Source organism: Kurthia senegalensis (genome assembly GCF_000285595.1).
Classification (GTDB): Bacteria; Bacillota; Bacilli; order Bacillales_A; family Planococcaceae; genus Kurthia; species Kurthia senegalensis.
Map to the genome: position 1 here is coordinate 403,707 of NZ_HE611065.1, position 16,692 is coordinate 420,398.

15 protein-coding genes and 1 riboswitch are annotated in these 16,692 nt (G+C 38.4%); of the genes, 7 read left to right on the top strand and 8 right to left on the bottom strand.

Going from position 1 to position 16,692, the window contains the following annotated elements; translation table 11 throughout:
* Nucleotides 1-574: 574 nt before the first annotated feature.
* The 3 genes from KSHG_RS07305 to KSHG_RS07315 are packed head-to-tail and all read right to left on the bottom strand — an operon-like array spanning nucleotide 575 to nucleotide 4,146.
* Nucleotides 575-2,485, bottom strand: a complete 1,911-nt coding sequence (locus KSHG_RS07305) for a PTS fructose transporter subunit IIABC (RefSeq protein WP_010303901.1) — start codon at nucleotides 2,483-2,485, stop codon at nucleotides 575-577.
* 3 nt (nucleotides 2,486-2,488) lie between these two features.
* Complete coding sequence (gene pfkB, locus KSHG_RS07310; RefSeq protein WP_010303904.1) at nucleotides 2,489-3,406, bottom strand: 1-phosphofructokinase; 918 nt, start codon at nucleotides 3,404-3,406, stop codon at nucleotides 2,489-2,491.
* Complete coding sequence (locus KSHG_RS07315) at nucleotides 3,403-4,146, bottom strand: DeoR/GlpR family DNA-binding transcription regulator (protein ID WP_010303906.1); 744 nt, start codon at nucleotides 4,144-4,146, stop codon at nucleotides 3,403-3,405. The genes pfkB and KSHG_RS07315 overlap by 4 nt, the downstream gene beginning before the upstream one ends.
* A 127-nt stretch (nucleotides 4,147-4,273) precedes the next feature.
* Between KSHG_RS07315 and KSHG_RS07320 the strand changes: the two genes are divergently transcribed.
* Complete coding sequence (locus KSHG_RS07320; RefSeq protein WP_010303908.1) at nucleotides 4,274-4,546, top strand: HPr family phosphocarrier protein; 273 nt, start codon at nucleotides 4,274-4,276, stop codon at nucleotides 4,544-4,546.
* 21 nt (nucleotides 4,547-4,567) lie between these two features.
* Here KSHG_RS07320 and KSHG_RS07325 read toward each other — a convergent pair whose 3' ends face one another.
* Both KSHG_RS07325 and metK read right to left on the bottom strand, forming a co-directional pair.
* Complete coding sequence (locus KSHG_RS07325; protein WP_010303910.1) at nucleotides 4,568-5,992, bottom strand: GGDEF domain-containing protein; 1,425 nt, start codon at nucleotides 5,990-5,992, stop codon at nucleotides 4,568-4,570.
* Nucleotides 5,993-6,288: 296 nt separating this feature from the next.
* Nucleotides 6,289-7,485 carry a methionine adenosyltransferase gene (metK, locus tag KSHG_RS07330; RefSeq protein WP_010303912.1) on the bottom strand — a complete coding sequence of 399 codons (1,197 nt, stop codon included), beginning with the start codon at nucleotides 7,483-7,485 and terminating at the stop codon, nucleotides 6,289-6,291.
* A 226-nt stretch (nucleotides 7,486-7,711) separates the two neighbouring features.
* Nucleotides 7,712-7,826: riboswitch (SAM riboswitch) on the bottom strand.
* Between the two features lie 390 nt (nucleotides 7,827-8,216).
* Here metK and pckA point away from each other — a divergent pair.
* The gene (gene pckA, locus KSHG_RS07335; RefSeq protein ID WP_010303914.1) at nucleotides 8,217-9,803 is read left to right on the top strand and encodes a phosphoenolpyruvate carboxykinase (ATP); all 1,587 of its coding nucleotides are present in this window, start codon (nucleotides 8,217-8,219) and stop codon (nucleotides 9,801-9,803) included.
* Nucleotides 9,804-10,256: 453 nt separating this feature from the next.
* Here the strand turns inward: pckA and KSHG_RS07340 are convergent, their stop codons facing one another.
* The 3 genes from KSHG_RS07340 to KSHG_RS07350 form a co-directional block, all read right to left on the bottom strand.
* Nucleotides 10,257-11,030 (bottom strand): alpha/beta hydrolase family protein, encoded by a 774-nt coding sequence (locus KSHG_RS07340; protein WP_010303916.1) that lies wholly within the window; start codon nucleotides 11,028-11,030, stop codon nucleotides 10,257-10,259.
* Nucleotides 11,008-11,478 carry an NUDIX domain-containing protein gene (locus KSHG_RS07345; RefSeq protein WP_010303917.1) on the bottom strand — a complete coding sequence of 157 codons (471 nt, stop codon included), beginning with the start codon at nucleotides 11,476-11,478 and terminating at the stop codon, nucleotides 11,008-11,010. Before KSHG_RS07345 ends, KSHG_RS07340 begins: the two co-directional genes overlap by 23 nt.
* 175 nt (nucleotides 11,479-11,653) lie before the next feature.
* Nucleotides 11,654-11,836: a putative motility protein gene (locus KSHG_RS07350; protein WP_010303919.1), complete on the bottom strand. Its 183-nt coding sequence runs from the start codon at nucleotides 11,834-11,836 to the stop codon at nucleotides 11,654-11,656.
* A 120-nt stretch (nucleotides 11,837-11,956) separates the two neighbouring features.
* Here KSHG_RS07350 and yidD point away from each other — a divergent pair, with 120 nt between their 5' ends.
* The 5 genes from yidD to KSHG_RS07375 all read left to right on the top strand — a co-directional run bounded on the left by yidD (nucleotide 11,957) and on the right by KSHG_RS07375 (nucleotide 16,668).
* Nucleotides 11,957-12,190, top strand: a complete 234-nt coding sequence (gene yidD, locus KSHG_RS07355) for a membrane protein insertion efficiency factor YidD (RefSeq protein WP_010303921.1) — start codon at nucleotides 11,957-11,959, stop codon at nucleotides 12,188-12,190.
* Nucleotides 12,191-12,317: 127 nt separating this feature from the next.
* Nucleotides 12,318-13,271 (top strand): metal ABC transporter solute-binding protein, Zn/Mn family, encoded by a 954-nt coding sequence (locus KSHG_RS07360; RefSeq protein ID WP_010303923.1) that lies wholly within the window; start codon nucleotides 12,318-12,320, stop codon nucleotides 13,269-13,271.
* Between the two features lie 152 nt (nucleotides 13,272-13,423).
* A complete protein-coding gene (locus KSHG_RS07365; RefSeq protein ID WP_010303926.1) occupies nucleotides 13,424-15,070 on the top strand; it encodes a glycerol-3-phosphate dehydrogenase/oxidase in 1,647 nt (548 codons plus the stop codon).
* A 78-nt stretch (nucleotides 15,071-15,148) separates the two neighbouring features.
* Nucleotides 15,149-15,706 (top strand): glycerol-3-phosphate responsive antiterminator, encoded by a 558-nt coding sequence (locus KSHG_RS07370; RefSeq protein ID WP_010303930.1) that lies wholly within the window; start codon nucleotides 15,149-15,151, stop codon nucleotides 15,704-15,706.
* 158 nt (nucleotides 15,707-15,864) lie between these two features.
* Nucleotides 15,865-16,668 carry an MIP/aquaporin family protein gene (locus KSHG_RS07375; RefSeq protein ID WP_010303933.1) on the top strand — a complete coding sequence of 268 codons (804 nt, stop codon included), beginning with the start codon at nucleotides 15,865-15,867 and terminating at the stop codon, nucleotides 16,666-16,668.
* Nucleotides 16,669-16,692 lie beyond the last annotated feature (24 nt).

Here is a 16,692-nt window from a genome sequence, read left to right on the forward strand (position 1 = left end):
CAAAAAATATGTGTGAATGTGCGGGATGATTGCATTTGTGTCCCATCTCTATCATTCAAAGTAAACCAGATTCTTTTATAATTGCAGTTTCGTAAAAAAACACGAATCCGATTTTATGTACTTTAAACTTAAAGAATTAGGAAACCCAAGCTCACAAACCATTCACGTAGAAGTGAATCAACCTTCCTTTACAATTCATTTTGAATTATAAACCTTACAAGACACTAAAAGAATAGGAAACTTGATTTTTTCACATTTTCTTTGATTATTTTTGAACGTTCTGTGTACACCTTATTGAAATGGTTTTTTTAAAATGATTTTTATGAAACTTAAAACTCTATTTTTTTACTAAATTTAGCAAAAAACTGCAATCACTTGAATTTTTATACGGAACCGCCCCCTTTCGGTTAAGTTACCTTTAGTATTCAAATTGTGAAAATCGCCATAATTTTCGCAAAAAATACTATTTATTAGCTGTTATACCATAATTCTAGCATTTTTGCATTATTATAAGACAATAACTTTCTGAAAATTCACTCTAAAAGATCTTCTCAAAACGAGAAGATCTCCTGTTTTATATTGTATTCACTTTTTGTTTTTTTAATAAACCAATTAGTAAAGCAGAAACGAATGTTCCGACTAAAATAGCGACAATATAAAGGAGCGCTTGTTTCAGTCCGCCATCGATTAATCCGATAACGAAAACACCACCGTGTGGAACAGGAAGCCCGATATGGAAAGCCATCGTTAATGCCCCCGTCACTGCCGCACCAATCATAAATGATGGAATCATGCGCAGTGGATCCGATGCAGCAAATGGAATCGCTCCTTCGGAAATAAAACTTGCGCCTAACACATAACTCGTCTTGCCAGCATCGCGTTCTTGCTTCGTAAATTTATTTTTAAACAATGTTGTCGCAACTGCAACGCCTAGTGGTGGAACCATGCCACCTGCCATAACAGCTGCCATAATGTAATGATTTCCTGTGTCTAACATCGCTACACCGAACGTATAAGCAGCCTTGTTTAGCGGTCCACCTAAATCAAATGCCATCATCGCTGCTAAAACAATACCTAAAATAATAATATTAGAACCATTTAAAGAATTTAATAAATCAGAAAACGCTGTATACAGTTTCGTAAGTTGTGGATTCACTAACATCATCACAAGCCCAACCAAACCAATTCCGAACAACGGATACAGTAAAATCGGTTTAATTCCTTCAAGTGACTTCGGTAATTTAGCAAATACTACTTTCAATCCTTGTACGATATAACCTGCTAAGAAACCAGCTAGTAAGCCGCCTAAAAATCCTGAATTCGCCCCTGCTTCATTCGTTACCGTAATCGCCAACAAACCTCCGACCATACCTGGCGCAAAACCTGGTCGATCTGCAATACTCATCGCAATAAAACCAGCAAGTACAGGAACCATTAAGTAAAAGGCATTCCCGCCACCAATCGTTTTTAACATGTACGCAAATTCATTGTATTGTGAACTCGATGGATCTGCGGAATGAATACCCCAAAAGAAAGATAAAGCAATTAAAATCCCCCCACCGACGACGAATGGAAGCATATTTGAAACACCATTCATTAAATGCTTATAAATTTGTGAGCCGATTCCTTGAGACACATTTTTTTCCATCTCCGTATTCGTGTTTGTACTATTATATATAGGTCCATTTTGATCAGTTGCTTTTTCCAATAAATCATCCGTATGATAAATCGCTTTACTTACTGGAACTTGAATGACGCGCTTCCCATTAAAACGTGCCATCGCAACTTTCGTATCCGCTGCTACAATAATCGCGTCTGCCGCTTCAATTTCTTCAGCTGTTAGTTCATTTTTAACACCACTCGATCCGTTCGTTTCCACTTTGATTGCATAGCCTTTTTCTCTCGCTACTTCCTCAAGCTTCTCTGCTGCCATATACGTATGGGCAATACCTGTCGGACAAGCGGTAACCGCTAAAATCTTCACTTTCGCTGCCGTATTTTCAAGCGTATCTGTTTTCGGTCGTGCTTCTTCCGCTTCTTTCGCATCAACAATTTGAATCACTTCTTCTATAGAAGTAGCTGTTCTTAAACGTGCTGTAAATTGCTCATCCATTAAGTACGTCGCAAGTCGTGAGAGTGCTTCTAAATGTAAATTATTCGCCCCATCTGGAGCTGCAATCATAAACATTAAATCAATCGGTTCGTCGTCTAACGCATCATACGCTACAGGTGTATTAAATCGCGCAAAACCAATTGCTGGTTCTATAACGGAAGCTGTTTTCGCATGCGGAATCGCAATGCCTCCCCCTACCCCCGTAGAACCTTGACTTTCTCGTACGAGTAACGCTTCCACGTACGCTTTCTCATCTTTAATTTTTCCCGCTTCCTTTAATTTTGCTGCAACGATGGATAAACTCGTTTCTTTGTTTGCTGCTTCTACATCTAATAAAATCGTGTTATTCGTTAATAATTGTGTGACGTTCATCTGTTACACCCCTTCGTGTAGGATTACTTGTGATACTAACGCTTCTACTTCTTCTCCATGACATAAATCTTCACTAAATGCTGTCGCACTTCCTGCTGCAACCCCATAACGGAAAGCTTCTATGAGCGAAGTTCCTTCTACTAGTTTTGCAGTCATTGCCGCGACGACAGAGTCCCCTGCCCCCACCGTATTAACCGCAACGCCTTTCGGTGATTCTGCTCGAATGACATTTGTTTCCGTTACACAAACAGCGCCTTTACTACCGAGCGATACGACGACAAAACGAATTCCCTGTGCTACTAATTTTTTCGCCGCTTGTACGATTTGCTCAAACGTCGTTATTTTTTCACCGACAAGTTCGGCTAATTCATGCTCATTCGGTTTCACTAATGTCGGCTTATATCGTATGTACGATGCTAAGGCCGTTCCTGACGTATCTAAAACCCATTTGACCTTTCTTTGCTCGCATAGTTGCGTGATGAATTCAAAGAAAGTTTCGTCCACCGTCGATGGAATAGAACCCGAAATAATGAGCCAATCTCCTTCTACTAATTTTTCTTGAAGTTGTTGTTTCAATTCGTTCAGCTCAGAAACTGTTAATTTCGGTGACGGGCCGTTCAACTCGGTTTCCTCTTTTGCTTTCAACTTCACATTAATTCGTGTCGGTGTTGCAATTGATATAAACGATTGTGCGACGTCTTCTTCTGCCAAACAATCTTTCACGTAATTGCCACTAAAGCCTCCGACAAATCCAAGTGCTACCGTATCACACTGAAAGCGCTTTAATAATCTGGAAATATTAATACCTTTACCACCTGCAAAATAGCGTACTTCTTTTGCTCTATTCAATGCCCCTACATGAAATGTATCAACGTACGTTACGTAATCAATAGATGGTGCAAATGTAATCGTGTAAATCATAGGCAAACTACCTCCGTTTTTTCGAACAGTCGATGCAACAGTTGCTCAGGACCATCCGTAATAACAACCGCTTCTTCGATCGATGCTATTTTTGAAAATTTCAGAATTTTATACTTAGAAAAATCCGCTAACGCATACGCTCGATCAGATTGTTTTATAGCTTGTGCTTTCACAGAAGCTTCTTCTGGGTCTGCCGTCGTATAACCCGCTAATTCGTCAAAGCCATTCACACCGAGAAAACATTTATCAAAATGATATTGCTTTAATGCCATCGTAGCATTAGCACCTATGAAGGCTTGTGTGTTATTCTTTAAAAGACCACCAATTACATAGGTTTTCACTGCGAATTGATGCAGCAGTGATAAATGTGTCAAACTGTTTGTAACGACAATGATTTGTTTATTCGCTAAATGAGGAATCATTTGATAAGCTGTCGTGCCAGCATCTAAGAAAATGCAATCACCGTCTTGTACGAGCGAAGCCGCATACGCCGCAATTTTTTGTTTTTCATTTAATTGCTCAACCGATTTTTCATCGTATGTCTTTTCTGTCGCTGATAAATCACGTAGTGTTGCGCCGCCATGAATGCGCTCTAGCTTTCTTAAACGTTCAAGTTCAGTCAAATCTCGTCGAATTGTCGATTCAGATGAATTCGTTGCATCCATCAATTGCTGCACACTCATCGAATTTTGTTCATTCAATAGTTGTAAAATGAGTGTCTGTCGTTCTGAAACGAGCATCTTATCACCTATTTTCTGCGTTTAACCGCTCTTTTTGTTGATTTTACCTTGTTTTTACAGTAAAATCAATCACAAACAGTCACTATCTTTCAAAAACATTCATTTATAATCAAGGAGGAAATTTAATATGATTTCAAAACAATTTACAATTACTGCACCAGAAGGTTTACACGCACGCCCAGCTGCTGAACTAGTAAAAGCGGCTTCAAAATTCCAATCAGACGTATCACTTGTATTCGGTGAAAAAGACGTTAACTTAAAATCAATTTTAGGCGTTATGTCTTTAGGCGTTCCTGCTGGTTCTGACGTAACAATTAACGTAAACGGTTCTGACGAAGAACTTGCTTTCGAAAAAATCGCTGAAACATTTACTTCATTCAACTTAGGCGAACAAAAATAATTATAAAAAGAACCGTCAAAATCATTCAGATTTTGACGGTTCTTTTTTATAAGAATAACTTAACAATTGATTTCGACCACTTCTCTTCGCCTCGTACAAAGCGACATCCGCTTGCTTAAATAATTCTTCCATCGTCGCTGCTTCGTCCGTAGCATAACAAGCCCCGATACTAATTGTCAGTTTAATTTTCTCCCCTGTGTCACGAATCAAAAAATATTGATTCATAACATATTCTCTCAAACTTTCTAACGCATCAATCATTCGTTCAACAGGATGTGGTGACATAATAATAAACTCATCGCCCCCATATCGTACGACATCTATGTCCGGAAATGGTTTCCATTCATTCGCAATAGAAGCTAACCATTTAATCGCCTGATCCCCGACTAAATGCCCGTAATTATCGTTCACCGATTTAAATCGATCGATATCAAAAATAGCGAATGTATACTGTGTAACGTGCCATTTTTTATCTAATAGTTCTTCATAATACGTTCGATTTTTCACACCTGTTAATCGGTCAATATGCATTTTCCTCTCCAATGCAACATTCGACATTTGTGCAATCATACGTCCACGATGGACATTATCTTCTTTCATTACTTTATTTTTCAACGCTTCAATTAATAACGTTTGAAAATAAATAACATCTTGCATAAGTTGTCGCTCTTGAATAAGTTGCAACCATTTTTCTAACATCGGAATAAGTAAATGTTTATGTTCATTTGAATGATACGCTTTTTGGAAATAATATTTAGCAACCTCATACGAATCCGTCATCAGTGCATAAAAAGCTTTCGCTGCCCAATAGCGGTAAATCAGTCGTGGCATTCTCTCTAATATAGTTAGTTGTTCTATGTTCAATAACGCTTCATGCATTTTCTCAACATTTTCATAATCCAAATAAACATTATAAAAGTTAATCCAATATGAAAAAGCCCCCATAGAATCTTTTAATTGATCTGAATCCTCTACGTAATACTTCATGCTTTCAATCAAAACGATGGCATCTTCTACATAGCCTTTTTCTAAATAGCAATCCATTAAATTATTACCTACATTAATGATTTGTTGAATACTTTCACTCGCATAGGCACTTTGTAAAAGTCTTTCATACGGTGCGATGACCCCTTCTAGTTGAAGGTGATGTCTAACACTTAAACGAATATTTTCGAAAATAATCATTTGTTCTTTAGAAGCGTACTGTTCAATCGAATCTTTAACGATTTCCGTCAAACTGTATGCATCGTCGTACTTTCTAAGTTCTACATCGATTGACATAATTCTAAGCGCATTTTCAATATAAAGAGGAAAATCTTGTACATCAAAAGCACTCGACATAACGAGCGTATAAATCTCTTCTGCAGATTCTAAGTCACCTTCATACTCTAGCTGTTCTGCCATTTGAAAGTAAACTTGTTGTTGTTCAGTAGATAGAACTTCCATTAAACATCATCCATTCTTTATACGTACTGCGTAGATTTTGTATTACTACTATCGAACTCATCACGTAAATATTTCTACTAATATCTCATTAACAAATAATTACGAAGTAAAATAAGCAACATTATGTTAAATATACAATACTTTTTAACCTAAAAACAACTCATCTCATTAGGTTTATCGAATCAATCAAATGAAATGTTCACGATTCTGAAATGAATGGAATACGTTACGTGGAAATAGACATATAAAAAAGCCATCCTATTAGAGGATGGCTTTCATTTCAAAACATATACGTGTTATGCGTTGAATTTTGCTTTTAATTGTTCTGCTTTATTCGTATCTTCCCAAGGAACATTTAAGTCTGTACGACCGAAGTGACCGTAGGCAGCTGTTTGTTTATAAATTGGACGACGTAGATCAAGCATTTTAATAATGCCTGCTGGGCGTAAGTCGAATAATTCACGTACAGCTTCTACTAATTCTGCTTCTGATACTTTACCTGTTTCAAACGTATCAATCGCAATCGATACAGGTTGTGCAACACCAATTGCATAAGCAAGTTGAACTTCTGCACGTTCTGCAAGACCAGCTGCTACGATATTTTTCGCTACGTAACGTGCTGCGTATGCACCAGAGCGGTCAACTTTTGTTGCATCTTTACCAGAGAAAGCACCACCACCGTGACGTGCATAACCACCGTAAGTATCTACGATGATTTTACGACCTGTAAGACCGGCATCCCCTTTTGGTCCACCGATTACGAAGCGACCTGTTGGGTTAATGAAGTATTTTGTATCATCATTTAATAATTCCGCTGGTACGACTGGTTTAATAACATGCTCTTGTAAGTCTGCTTTGATTTGGTCTAAAGTAACTTCTTCATCATGTTGTGTAGAAATAACGATTGTATCGACGCGTACAGCATGTTGATTTTCATCATATTCTACAGTAACTTGTGTTTTACCATCTGGACGTAAGTATGAAAGTAAACCTGATTTACGAACTTCTGTTAAGCGACGAGCTAATTTATGTGCTAAAGAAATAGGTAATGGCATAAGTTCTGGTGTTTCGTTACATGCGTAACCAAACATTAAACCTTGGTCACCAGCACCAATTGCTTCGATTTCTTCATCTGTCATAGAACCTTCACGAGCTTCTAATGCTTGGTCAACACCTTGAGCGATATCAGGAGATTGTTCACCTACAGCAACTAACACTGCTAAGTTCTCTGCATCGAAACCGTATTTACCACGAGTGTAGCCGATTTGTGCTACCGTATCGCGTACGATTCCTTTCATGTCTACATAAGTAGAAGTTGTTAATTCACCTGTTACTAAAACTAAACCAGTTGTAACAGTCGTTTCACATGCTACACGAGCATTCGGATCTTTTGCTAAAACAGCATCTAAGATTGCATCTGAAATTTGGTCACAAATTTTATCTGGGTGTCCTTCCGTAACACTTTCTGATGTAAATAGTCGACGTTGAGCCATTGTATTGTTTCCTCCTATACGAGTTCTGTTTAGATACGGTACTCATTATCCGTGTTGCATTTATATAGAAGAAACTCCTATTAAATGCCAAGCCAGCCTAAGCTGCTTTTACACGAGTATTATAGAAAGTGCCGAGATTGGCGATTGCAATGACAATCGATTCATAAAAAAAACCCTTTTCTCATAGTGTATATGAGGAAAGGGATGATTTCGTAAGCACCTTTCACTCTTATCGTTCAAGGAAAATCCTTGCATCAGATTGGCACCAACGCATGTCGTGAATTCACATGCAGGTTGCCGGGTTTCACAGGGCCTGACCCTCCACCAGCTCGGGATAAGAGTATCCGTTCATTTGTCAATGTTAATAGATTCATACGAGAAAGTCAACTTTTTATCATCTTTCCACTTAATTTCTAAACGGCTTATTATAATCGCTAATTCAAGTTTTTTATAGATGAGTATAACCTAATAAATTTTCTTAATTTTACAGCAAAATTGAATTTAAACATACTAATTATCGGGTAAATAAAATAAATATGATGTAACATATTTTCTATTTGAGCGCATTATTTTCTGATTGTTAACGTTTTTGTCATATTCAAATAAAATTTTAAAAAATCGCTTATTAGTATAGACTATTGTTTTTAATGTGTTATACTAATTCCATAATAAATTAAACACTTAGCCTATAGGGCTTACTCATAAAAAATACAAAAAGGATGGTACGAAACATGAACTCAGTAGAAACTGCGAATGAATTAGCTGAACTTTTAGCTGGAAATAATATTAAGGATCAATTGTCTGTTGCACAATTAGTTGAAAAAGCTACTTCTCGTGGCGAAGCAACTTTAACTGCCGATGGTGCTGTACGTGCATTAACTGGTAAATATACAGGTCGTTCACCTCGCGACAAATTTTTCGTTGACGAAGAATGTTCTAAAAATCAAATCGACTGGGGCAAAGTAAACCAATCGATTTCTTCAAAAGTTTTTGATTCATTGTATACAAAAGTCGTGAATTATTTAAAACAAAAAGATGAAGTATTCGTATTCAACGGTTTCGCTGGTGCTGACGAACAATCACGTTTAGCAATCAAAGTCGTTAACGAATACGCTTGGCACAACTTATTTGCACACCAACTGTTCATTCGTCCTACACAAGAAGAACTTGCAAATCATATTGCTGACTTCACAATCGTTTCTGCACCAACATTTAAAGCAGATCCTGCTATTGATGGTACAAAATCTGAAACATTCATTATCGTATCACTTGAAAAGAAAATCGTTTTAATCGGCGGAACTGAATACGCTGGCGAAATGAAAAAATCAATCTTTGGTATTATGAACTACTTATTACCTCAACAAGGCATTCTTCCAATGCACTGTTCTGCAAACGTTGGCGAAGAAGGCGACGTTGCTTTATTCTTCGGTTTATCTGGTACAGGTAAAACGACATTATCTGCTGATGCAGACCGTAAATTAATCGGTGATGACGAGCACGGTTGGTCAGACAACGGTGTATTCAACATCGAAGGCGGTTGCTATGCGAAAACATTAAACTTATCAGCTGAAAAAGAGCCTGAAATTTATAATGCCATCCAATTTGGTACAGTACTTGAAAACGTTGTCGTAGATGAAGCGACACGTATTCCAAATTACGATGATGCACAATATACACAAAACACACGTGTAGCTTACCCAATCCAAAACATCGACAACATCGTCGATCCTTCTGTGGCAGGTCATCCAAAAACAATCATTTTCTTAACAGCAGATGCTTTCGGCGTATTACCTCCCATTTCAAAATTAACGAAAGATCAAGCGATGTATCATTTCTTATCAGGGTTCACTTCTAAAATTCCTGGTACAGAACGTGGTGTTGTAGAACCTGAACCGGCATTCTCTACTTGCTTCGGTGCTCCATTTATGCCATTACACGCAACAAAATACGCTGAAATGTTAGGTCAAAAAATTGACGAACATGAAGCGAACGTATTTTTAGTAAACACTGGCTGGTCTGGTGGTCAATACGGTGAAGGTAGCCGTATGAAACTTTCTTACACACGTACGATGGTTCGCGCAGCAATCGATGGAAAATTAGACAATGCATTCAAAAAAGAAGATGCATTCTTCGGTCTACAAATTCCAACTGAAATCGAAGGCGTTCCTTCTGAAATTCTTGACCCACGTAACGTTTGGGAAAACAAAGAACAATACGATGCAACTGCTACAAAACTTGCAGGTATGTTCCACGAAAACTTTAAAAAATTCGGTACAGTCGCTGAAGGCATTATGCAAAATGGTGCCCCTCGCGTTTAATCTGACGAACGATTACTAATCGATATCGTCATCTTATAAAAAGAAGCATTCAAATTGAATGCTTCTTTTTTATTTACTCGTAAAATGAAACTTCTTCAGTACGTAAAGCGTATTATAAGTACACTGATTTTAGAGGAGACTTCGTTACTTGAATAATTGAATGAAATGACTGTTATTTTGTTCGTACTTTTTCGTGTTCTCATATACGTATTATGAAACAATCGTAGAACATAACCCGACGAGTGCTAATCAATTGCAATTTACAGCGATTGAAGCTACCCCAAGTCGGTAAAAAGGCTATACGCCAACGCTTATCATTACGTTATAAAAAATGGCAAGCTACGCTTCCTTACGTATTCGTCACAACATGTAAACGCTATTTATACGTAACGCATCGATTACAACATTGATGCAATAAAAAAAAGCATTCCATCTGGAATGCTTTTTTGTGTATTACGTTTGATTTTTCATCCATGCACATGCTCTTTGCACAACTTCATGATTCATTTTCATCGGAAAGTAATGTGTATACGTCTCGTAAAACCACGTTACATATCGTTTCTGCTCTCTTTCTAACGCATCAACTAATCTCGTCGCATGCTCAAACGATACATTGTCGTCTTTCATTCCATGAATAATGCAAACGGGGCATGTGATTTCTCCTATACGATTAAGGGGTGTCCGCTTTTCATAAACGACTGGATACTTTTGAGGCGAACCAATTACCCGCTTCATCATACGGCGCATATCAACTCGCTCTTCATACGTTAATAAAAGGTCAGATACGCCGCCCCATGTCACAATCGAAGTAATATCCTGACGTAAAATCCCTGTCCATAAGGCCATAATGCCCCCTCTTGAAAACGCAAATACGTGAAGTGAGCCATTCACGAATTGCTTTAAGACGTCGACACCATTTACAGCATCATAGCGGTCAACTCCGACAAATTCATCTTTGCCTTGTCCACCACGGTTTCCTCGGTAATAAGGGGCAAATACGACCATTCCTTCACTCGCAATTTCAGCAATCCGTGCCGGTCTGACCATTCCGACACCTTGAATGCCCCCTCTTAAATATAACAAGCCATCTGTCGTTTCTTTATTCGGGATAGCGAGCAAGCCTTTGACGAGAACCGATTCCGACCAATATGTAATTTCAGTTAAAGAAACAGTCGGATTCGGTGACGGATACGGTCTACTTTGCTCAATATGACCATTGATCTTCACGTTCACGTACCTTCTCAAGTATTTTTTGCATACCAACATCTTTCATGTGAAAGCTCAACATCTCGCAACTCATCAATTCATCGTCTGTTAAAAAGACCGCGCCTTCTGTTTCCATCCATTCTCTTTCTTCGACCTTTGTTACATTTGCTAAAAAGACCGCTTTTCCGAATGCAGGTTTTTGCTGAACGACGTACGTTGCAAACCAGCGAATATCTTCAATAGTCGCACCTGTTTCTTCCATTACTTCTCGTTCTGCTGCTTGTTCTAACGTTTCATTTTCTTCTTGTTTCCCACCTGGGAATTCCAATCCTCTTACACGATGCTTCGTTAAAAGCCATTTCCCATTCATTTTTGCTAATACGAGCACATGAGATGGTGTTAAAGCAAAAGCATTTTTCTTAAATGAAAGTTCTACTCCATTACCGTGCAAATCTGTATATGAAAACATAACATTCACACTCCTTCGTATTCATAAGTGTACAAAAGTTCGTACCATTCATCAACTGTCGTTAAAGAACTCATAATAAAGAAGGACGAATATTTAATAGAAAACGTTCCATTGAAAACGACCTATAAAAAAGAGCTTGAAGCAACAATCACTCCAAGCTCCTATCTGTATCGTATTAAATAGAAAAATCTACGCGCTGTCCGACGTTCGGATCGAGCGAAACGTTTTGTTGTGGCATTTGCTCCATCAGCTCTGCTACAGCAGACGTTTGCATATTCATCGCTTGATTCATAACGCTCAACTGCACCGTTTGTTGTAACTCTATCAATTGACTCGACATAATTGATTGAATGTCCATCTCTTCGCCTCCTCTAATAGTAGTATCGTCTTCTTTAGTGAATTTTGATGCATTGCACGAGGCAATCTGAATTTTTTTTGATATACTTTGCTTATTAAGAAAAGAGAGAAGCGTTTTAATATGAAGAAACTCGCAATTCGCCTTATTCGTTTTTATCAAAAAGTCATCTCGCCCCTATCCCCTCCAAGTTGTCGCTTTCATCCAACTTGTTCGAATTACGGCATTGAAGCTGTTGAAAGGTATGGTGCTTTCAAAGGTGGCTATTTAACGATTAAACGTATTTTACGTTGTCAGCCGCTTTGTAAAGGCGGCTACGACCCTGTTCCACTAGAATGGCCATCGAAAAAGAAATAATTCGATGGTTTTTTATTTTGCAGTTGCCAAATCGTAATGAATACGGTATAGTATTCTTTGTTATTAAAAACAAATCGTAATCATTACTATTTAAAAATTACACGTACTTATAGAGGTGACTTTCCATATGAAAAAAATTCTCCCATTATTCCTCATAGCCGTTACAGCGATTGTCTTAGCTGCTTGTGGAAATAATACGACTAAAAAAGCATCAAGTGAGCAAGTAAATGTTTATACGACTGTATATCCGCTTCAATATTTCACAGAACAAATCGGTGGCGAACACGTCGTTGTAAATAGCATTTACCCACCTGGAACGAATGAGCATACGTTCGACCCGACACAAAAAGACATGATGAAACTAGCAGATAGCGACTTATTTTTCTACATTGGCTTAGGTCTTGAAGGTTTCGTCGACAATGCGAAAAAAACATTGCAAACAGAAGACGTAACATTAGTTGAAACGACTAAAAACATCGATGAAGAAAAATTCCACGTTAGTACAGCAACACAAGAAGAAGAACATGACCATGAGGAAGAAGATGAGCATCATCACGGCAATATCGACCCTCACGTATGGCTTTCACCTGTTATTAGTCAAGATTTAGCACTGTCAATTAAAGATTCACTCGTAGAAAAAAATCCGAAACATAAAGCAGACTACGAAGCAAACTACAAAAAACTCGTAACAAAACTAAAAAATCTAGATAACGAGTATAAAGAAATGGCTACTGCTGCGAAACAAAAAGAATTTTACGTTTCACATGCATCATTCGGCTATATCGCTGGAACTTACGGTTTAAAACAAGTTTCCGTTGCCGGATTAAACTCACAAGATGAACCGACACAAAAACAATTAGCTGCCATCGTAACACAAGCGAAAAAAGATGACATTCAATACATTTTATTCGAGCAAAACGTATCATCTAAACTTGCTACGGTTATCCAAAATGATATCGGTGCAAAAGAGATGACTGTGAATAACTTAAGCGTTTTAACGAAAGAAGACATCGCTGCAAAACGTGATTACTTCTCTATTATGGAAGATAATTTAAAAACATTTGAAACCGTTCTAAAATAAAAGACTTCTTACTTGAATTTTCTGTTTCTTTTCTATACAATAAGGACAAGTTAATAAATCGGTTTGAGTGATTGAGAGACCATTAGAAACGTATGCGCCGTGCATATGCTTTTAATGGTCTCTTTTTTTCATGCCTATAGGAGGAATTATACATGCGCACAACTGCATCTGCTTTAAAACGTACACAAACAATCGATCAACTTCAAAATCAATCATTTGATTTACTCGTCATCGGTGGTGGGATTACAGGCTGTGGAATTGCCCTCGATGCGATTTCTCGTGGCTTATCTGTCGCACTAGTTGAAATGCAAGACTTTGCTGCAGGAACATCTAGCCGTTCGACAAAATTAGTTCATGGTGGCTTGCGTTACTTAAAACAATTTGAAATAAAAGAAGTTGCTGAGCTTGGGAAAGAACGCGCGGTCGTTTATGAAAATGGACCACACGTTACGACACCCGTTTGGATGCTTCTTCCTTTCCATAAAGGGGGTACGTTTGGCAAATACTCAACGAATATTGGACTTCGCACATACGACTTCTTAGCAGGCGTTAAACGTTCTGAACGTCGTTCGATGCTATCAGCTCTTGAAACGCAACAAAAAGAACCACTTGTTAAAACAGATGGCTTACTCGGTGGTGGCGTTTACGTAGAATATCGTACAGACGATGCTCGTTTAACGATTGAGGTCGCAAAAGCTGCCATTGAAAAAGGAGCTGTTCTTCTTAACTATGCAAAAGCAGAAGACTTTACGTATACGAATGACAAACAAATAAATGGCATCGTAGCGAAAGACCTCGTAACACAAAGCACATTCCCTGTACGAGCGAAAAAAGTAATCAACGCTGCCGGTCCGTGGGTAGACGATGTTCGCTCAATTGATGGGCATGTGAACGGGAAACATTTAATTCTTTCAAAAGGTGTACACATCGTGTTCGACGAATCGAAATTCCCTCTTCATCAAGCCGTATACTTCGATACACCTGACGGACGTATGGTGTTTGCGATTCCCCGTAATGGCAAAACGTACGTCGGCACAACGGACACGTTTTATGAAGGCGACCAACGTGACATGGACATTAAACAAGAAGATCGTGATTATATTATGAAAGCCATTCACTACATGTTCCCTTCTGTACAAGTAACGGATGCAGACATCGAATCGAGCTGGGCAGGTGTCCGCCCGTTGATTCATGAAGAAGGTAAAAACCCATCGGAAATTTCTCGTAAAGACGAAACGTGGGAATCTCCGAGCGGTTTAATTACGATTGCGGGTGGGAAATTAACTGGCTATCGTAAAATGGCTGAAAACGTCTTAGATGCGATTGCAAAGCAATTGCAAACACAATATAATATTTCAGCTAAACCGTGCCAAACAAAACATATTCCGATTTCAGGTGGCGATGTTGGTGGCTCTGCGAATTTAGAATATTTCATTGAACAACGTACACAAATGGGTATGAACATCGGATTAGAAGAAGCCGAAGCACGTCACCTTGCACATTTATACGGTGCGAATGTCGATATGGTATTCAGCTATGCAAAAGTACCTCATCCTACTCTTCCACAAGGCTTATATGGACAGCTACAATATGCAATACAACATGAAATGGTCGTACATCCGAATGATTTTATGATTCGCCGTACAGGCAATCTATTTTTCAACATTCAACAAGTCATCGACTATAAAGAAGCTGTTTTGGATGAAATGGCAAAAGTTTTCGCTTGGTCATCAGAACAACGTACACGCTACGAAGCGGATTTAACGAAAGAAATCACACGTGCAACGACTGCACAATAAGCTATAATAGAAAGAAACAAAGAAGCTGTCCTTATGAGAAAGGGCAGCTTTTTTCACAAATAGAAAGTGAGCGATTTGATGCATTTTGATAACCAACAAATTATTCCTGCGGCTCGTACAGTGAAACAATTTGATCACGTATTAACGAGCCCTTTTGAATACATCGTTTTGTTAGAAGTTCATATTAGTCACCTCATCTCTTTAAAAAGAGAAGCAGAGCGAAGAGGAAAGAAATTAATTATTCATGCCGATTTAATTCATGGGTTAAAAACCGATAACTTCGCAGCTGATTTTTTATGTAATGATATTCGTCCTGCAGGTATTATTTCGACACGTTCTAACATTCTTATCAAAGCCAAATCTCGCGGCATTGTCGCTATACAACGTGTCTTTTTAATCGATACAATTGCATTAGAAAAAAGTTATTCACTCATAGAAAAAGCCAATCCCGATTATATTGAACTTTTACCTGGCATTATCCCTTCCATGATTGAAGAAGTTTATAATCATACAAAAATCCCTGTTATAACAGGTGGTTTAATTCGTGAACGAGCAAATGTAGTGGAAGCGCTCTCAGCCGGAGCGGTGGCGGTTACTACCTCAAATAAAGAATTATGGGATAATTTCAAGAAATAAGTTGACGATGTATGTTTTCTTCTCTAAAATGTAGGTAAGTTCATATGTACGTGATAAGGTGTCGGGGCTCACATTTATGCATGGCTGGTTTTTTACAGTTCGTTTAAATGTGTGCTCCTTTTCCTTTTTACGTAACAATTACAAAGGGGGAACTTAATATGTCAACTTTTACAGCTGAGTTAGTCGGAACGATGATTCTGATTTTATTCGGTGGTGGCGTCGTAGCCGGCGTTTCATTACACAAATCGAAAGGTCTAGGTGGCGGTTGGGTTGTCATTACAATTGCTTGGGGTTTAGCAGTTGCCATGGCGGCTTACGCTGTAGGTGGCATTAGTGGTGCGCATTTAAATCCAGCACTTACAATCGGTTTAGCTGCAATTGGTAATTTCCCTTGGGCAGACGTACCAATGTACATTTTAGCTCAACTAATCGGTGCTATTTTAGGTGCTGTACTCGTTTATTTCGTTTACTTACCACATTGGAAAGGCACGAAAGATCAAGACGCCAAACTAGCCGTGTTCTCTACATCTCCTGCTATTAAACATCCATTCTCTAACTTACTTGCTGAATTAGTCGGTACGTTCGCACTTGTTCTCGGTATTTTAGCACTTGGTGGCAATACAATCACAGACGGTTTAAATCCATTTTTAGTCGGTATGTTAATTATTGTTATCGGGATGGCACTTGGTGGTCCTACTGGATATGCCATCAACCCTGCTCGTGACCTTGGTCCACGTATTGCGCATGCATTCTTACCAATTCCAGGTAAAGGTCCTTCTGGTTGGTCTTATGCATGGGTTCCTATCGTCGGTCCAATTATCGGTGGTGTATTCGGCGCATTATTTTACAAACAATTTTTCTTAGGCGAATCATCTATCGCATTTTGGATTTTCGCTGTCATCGTGCTCCTTATTTTCATCGGTGCACAAGCGACTGCAAAAAATATTACAGAAGAAGACTAATTCATACTTTCGGAGGTAATTGAT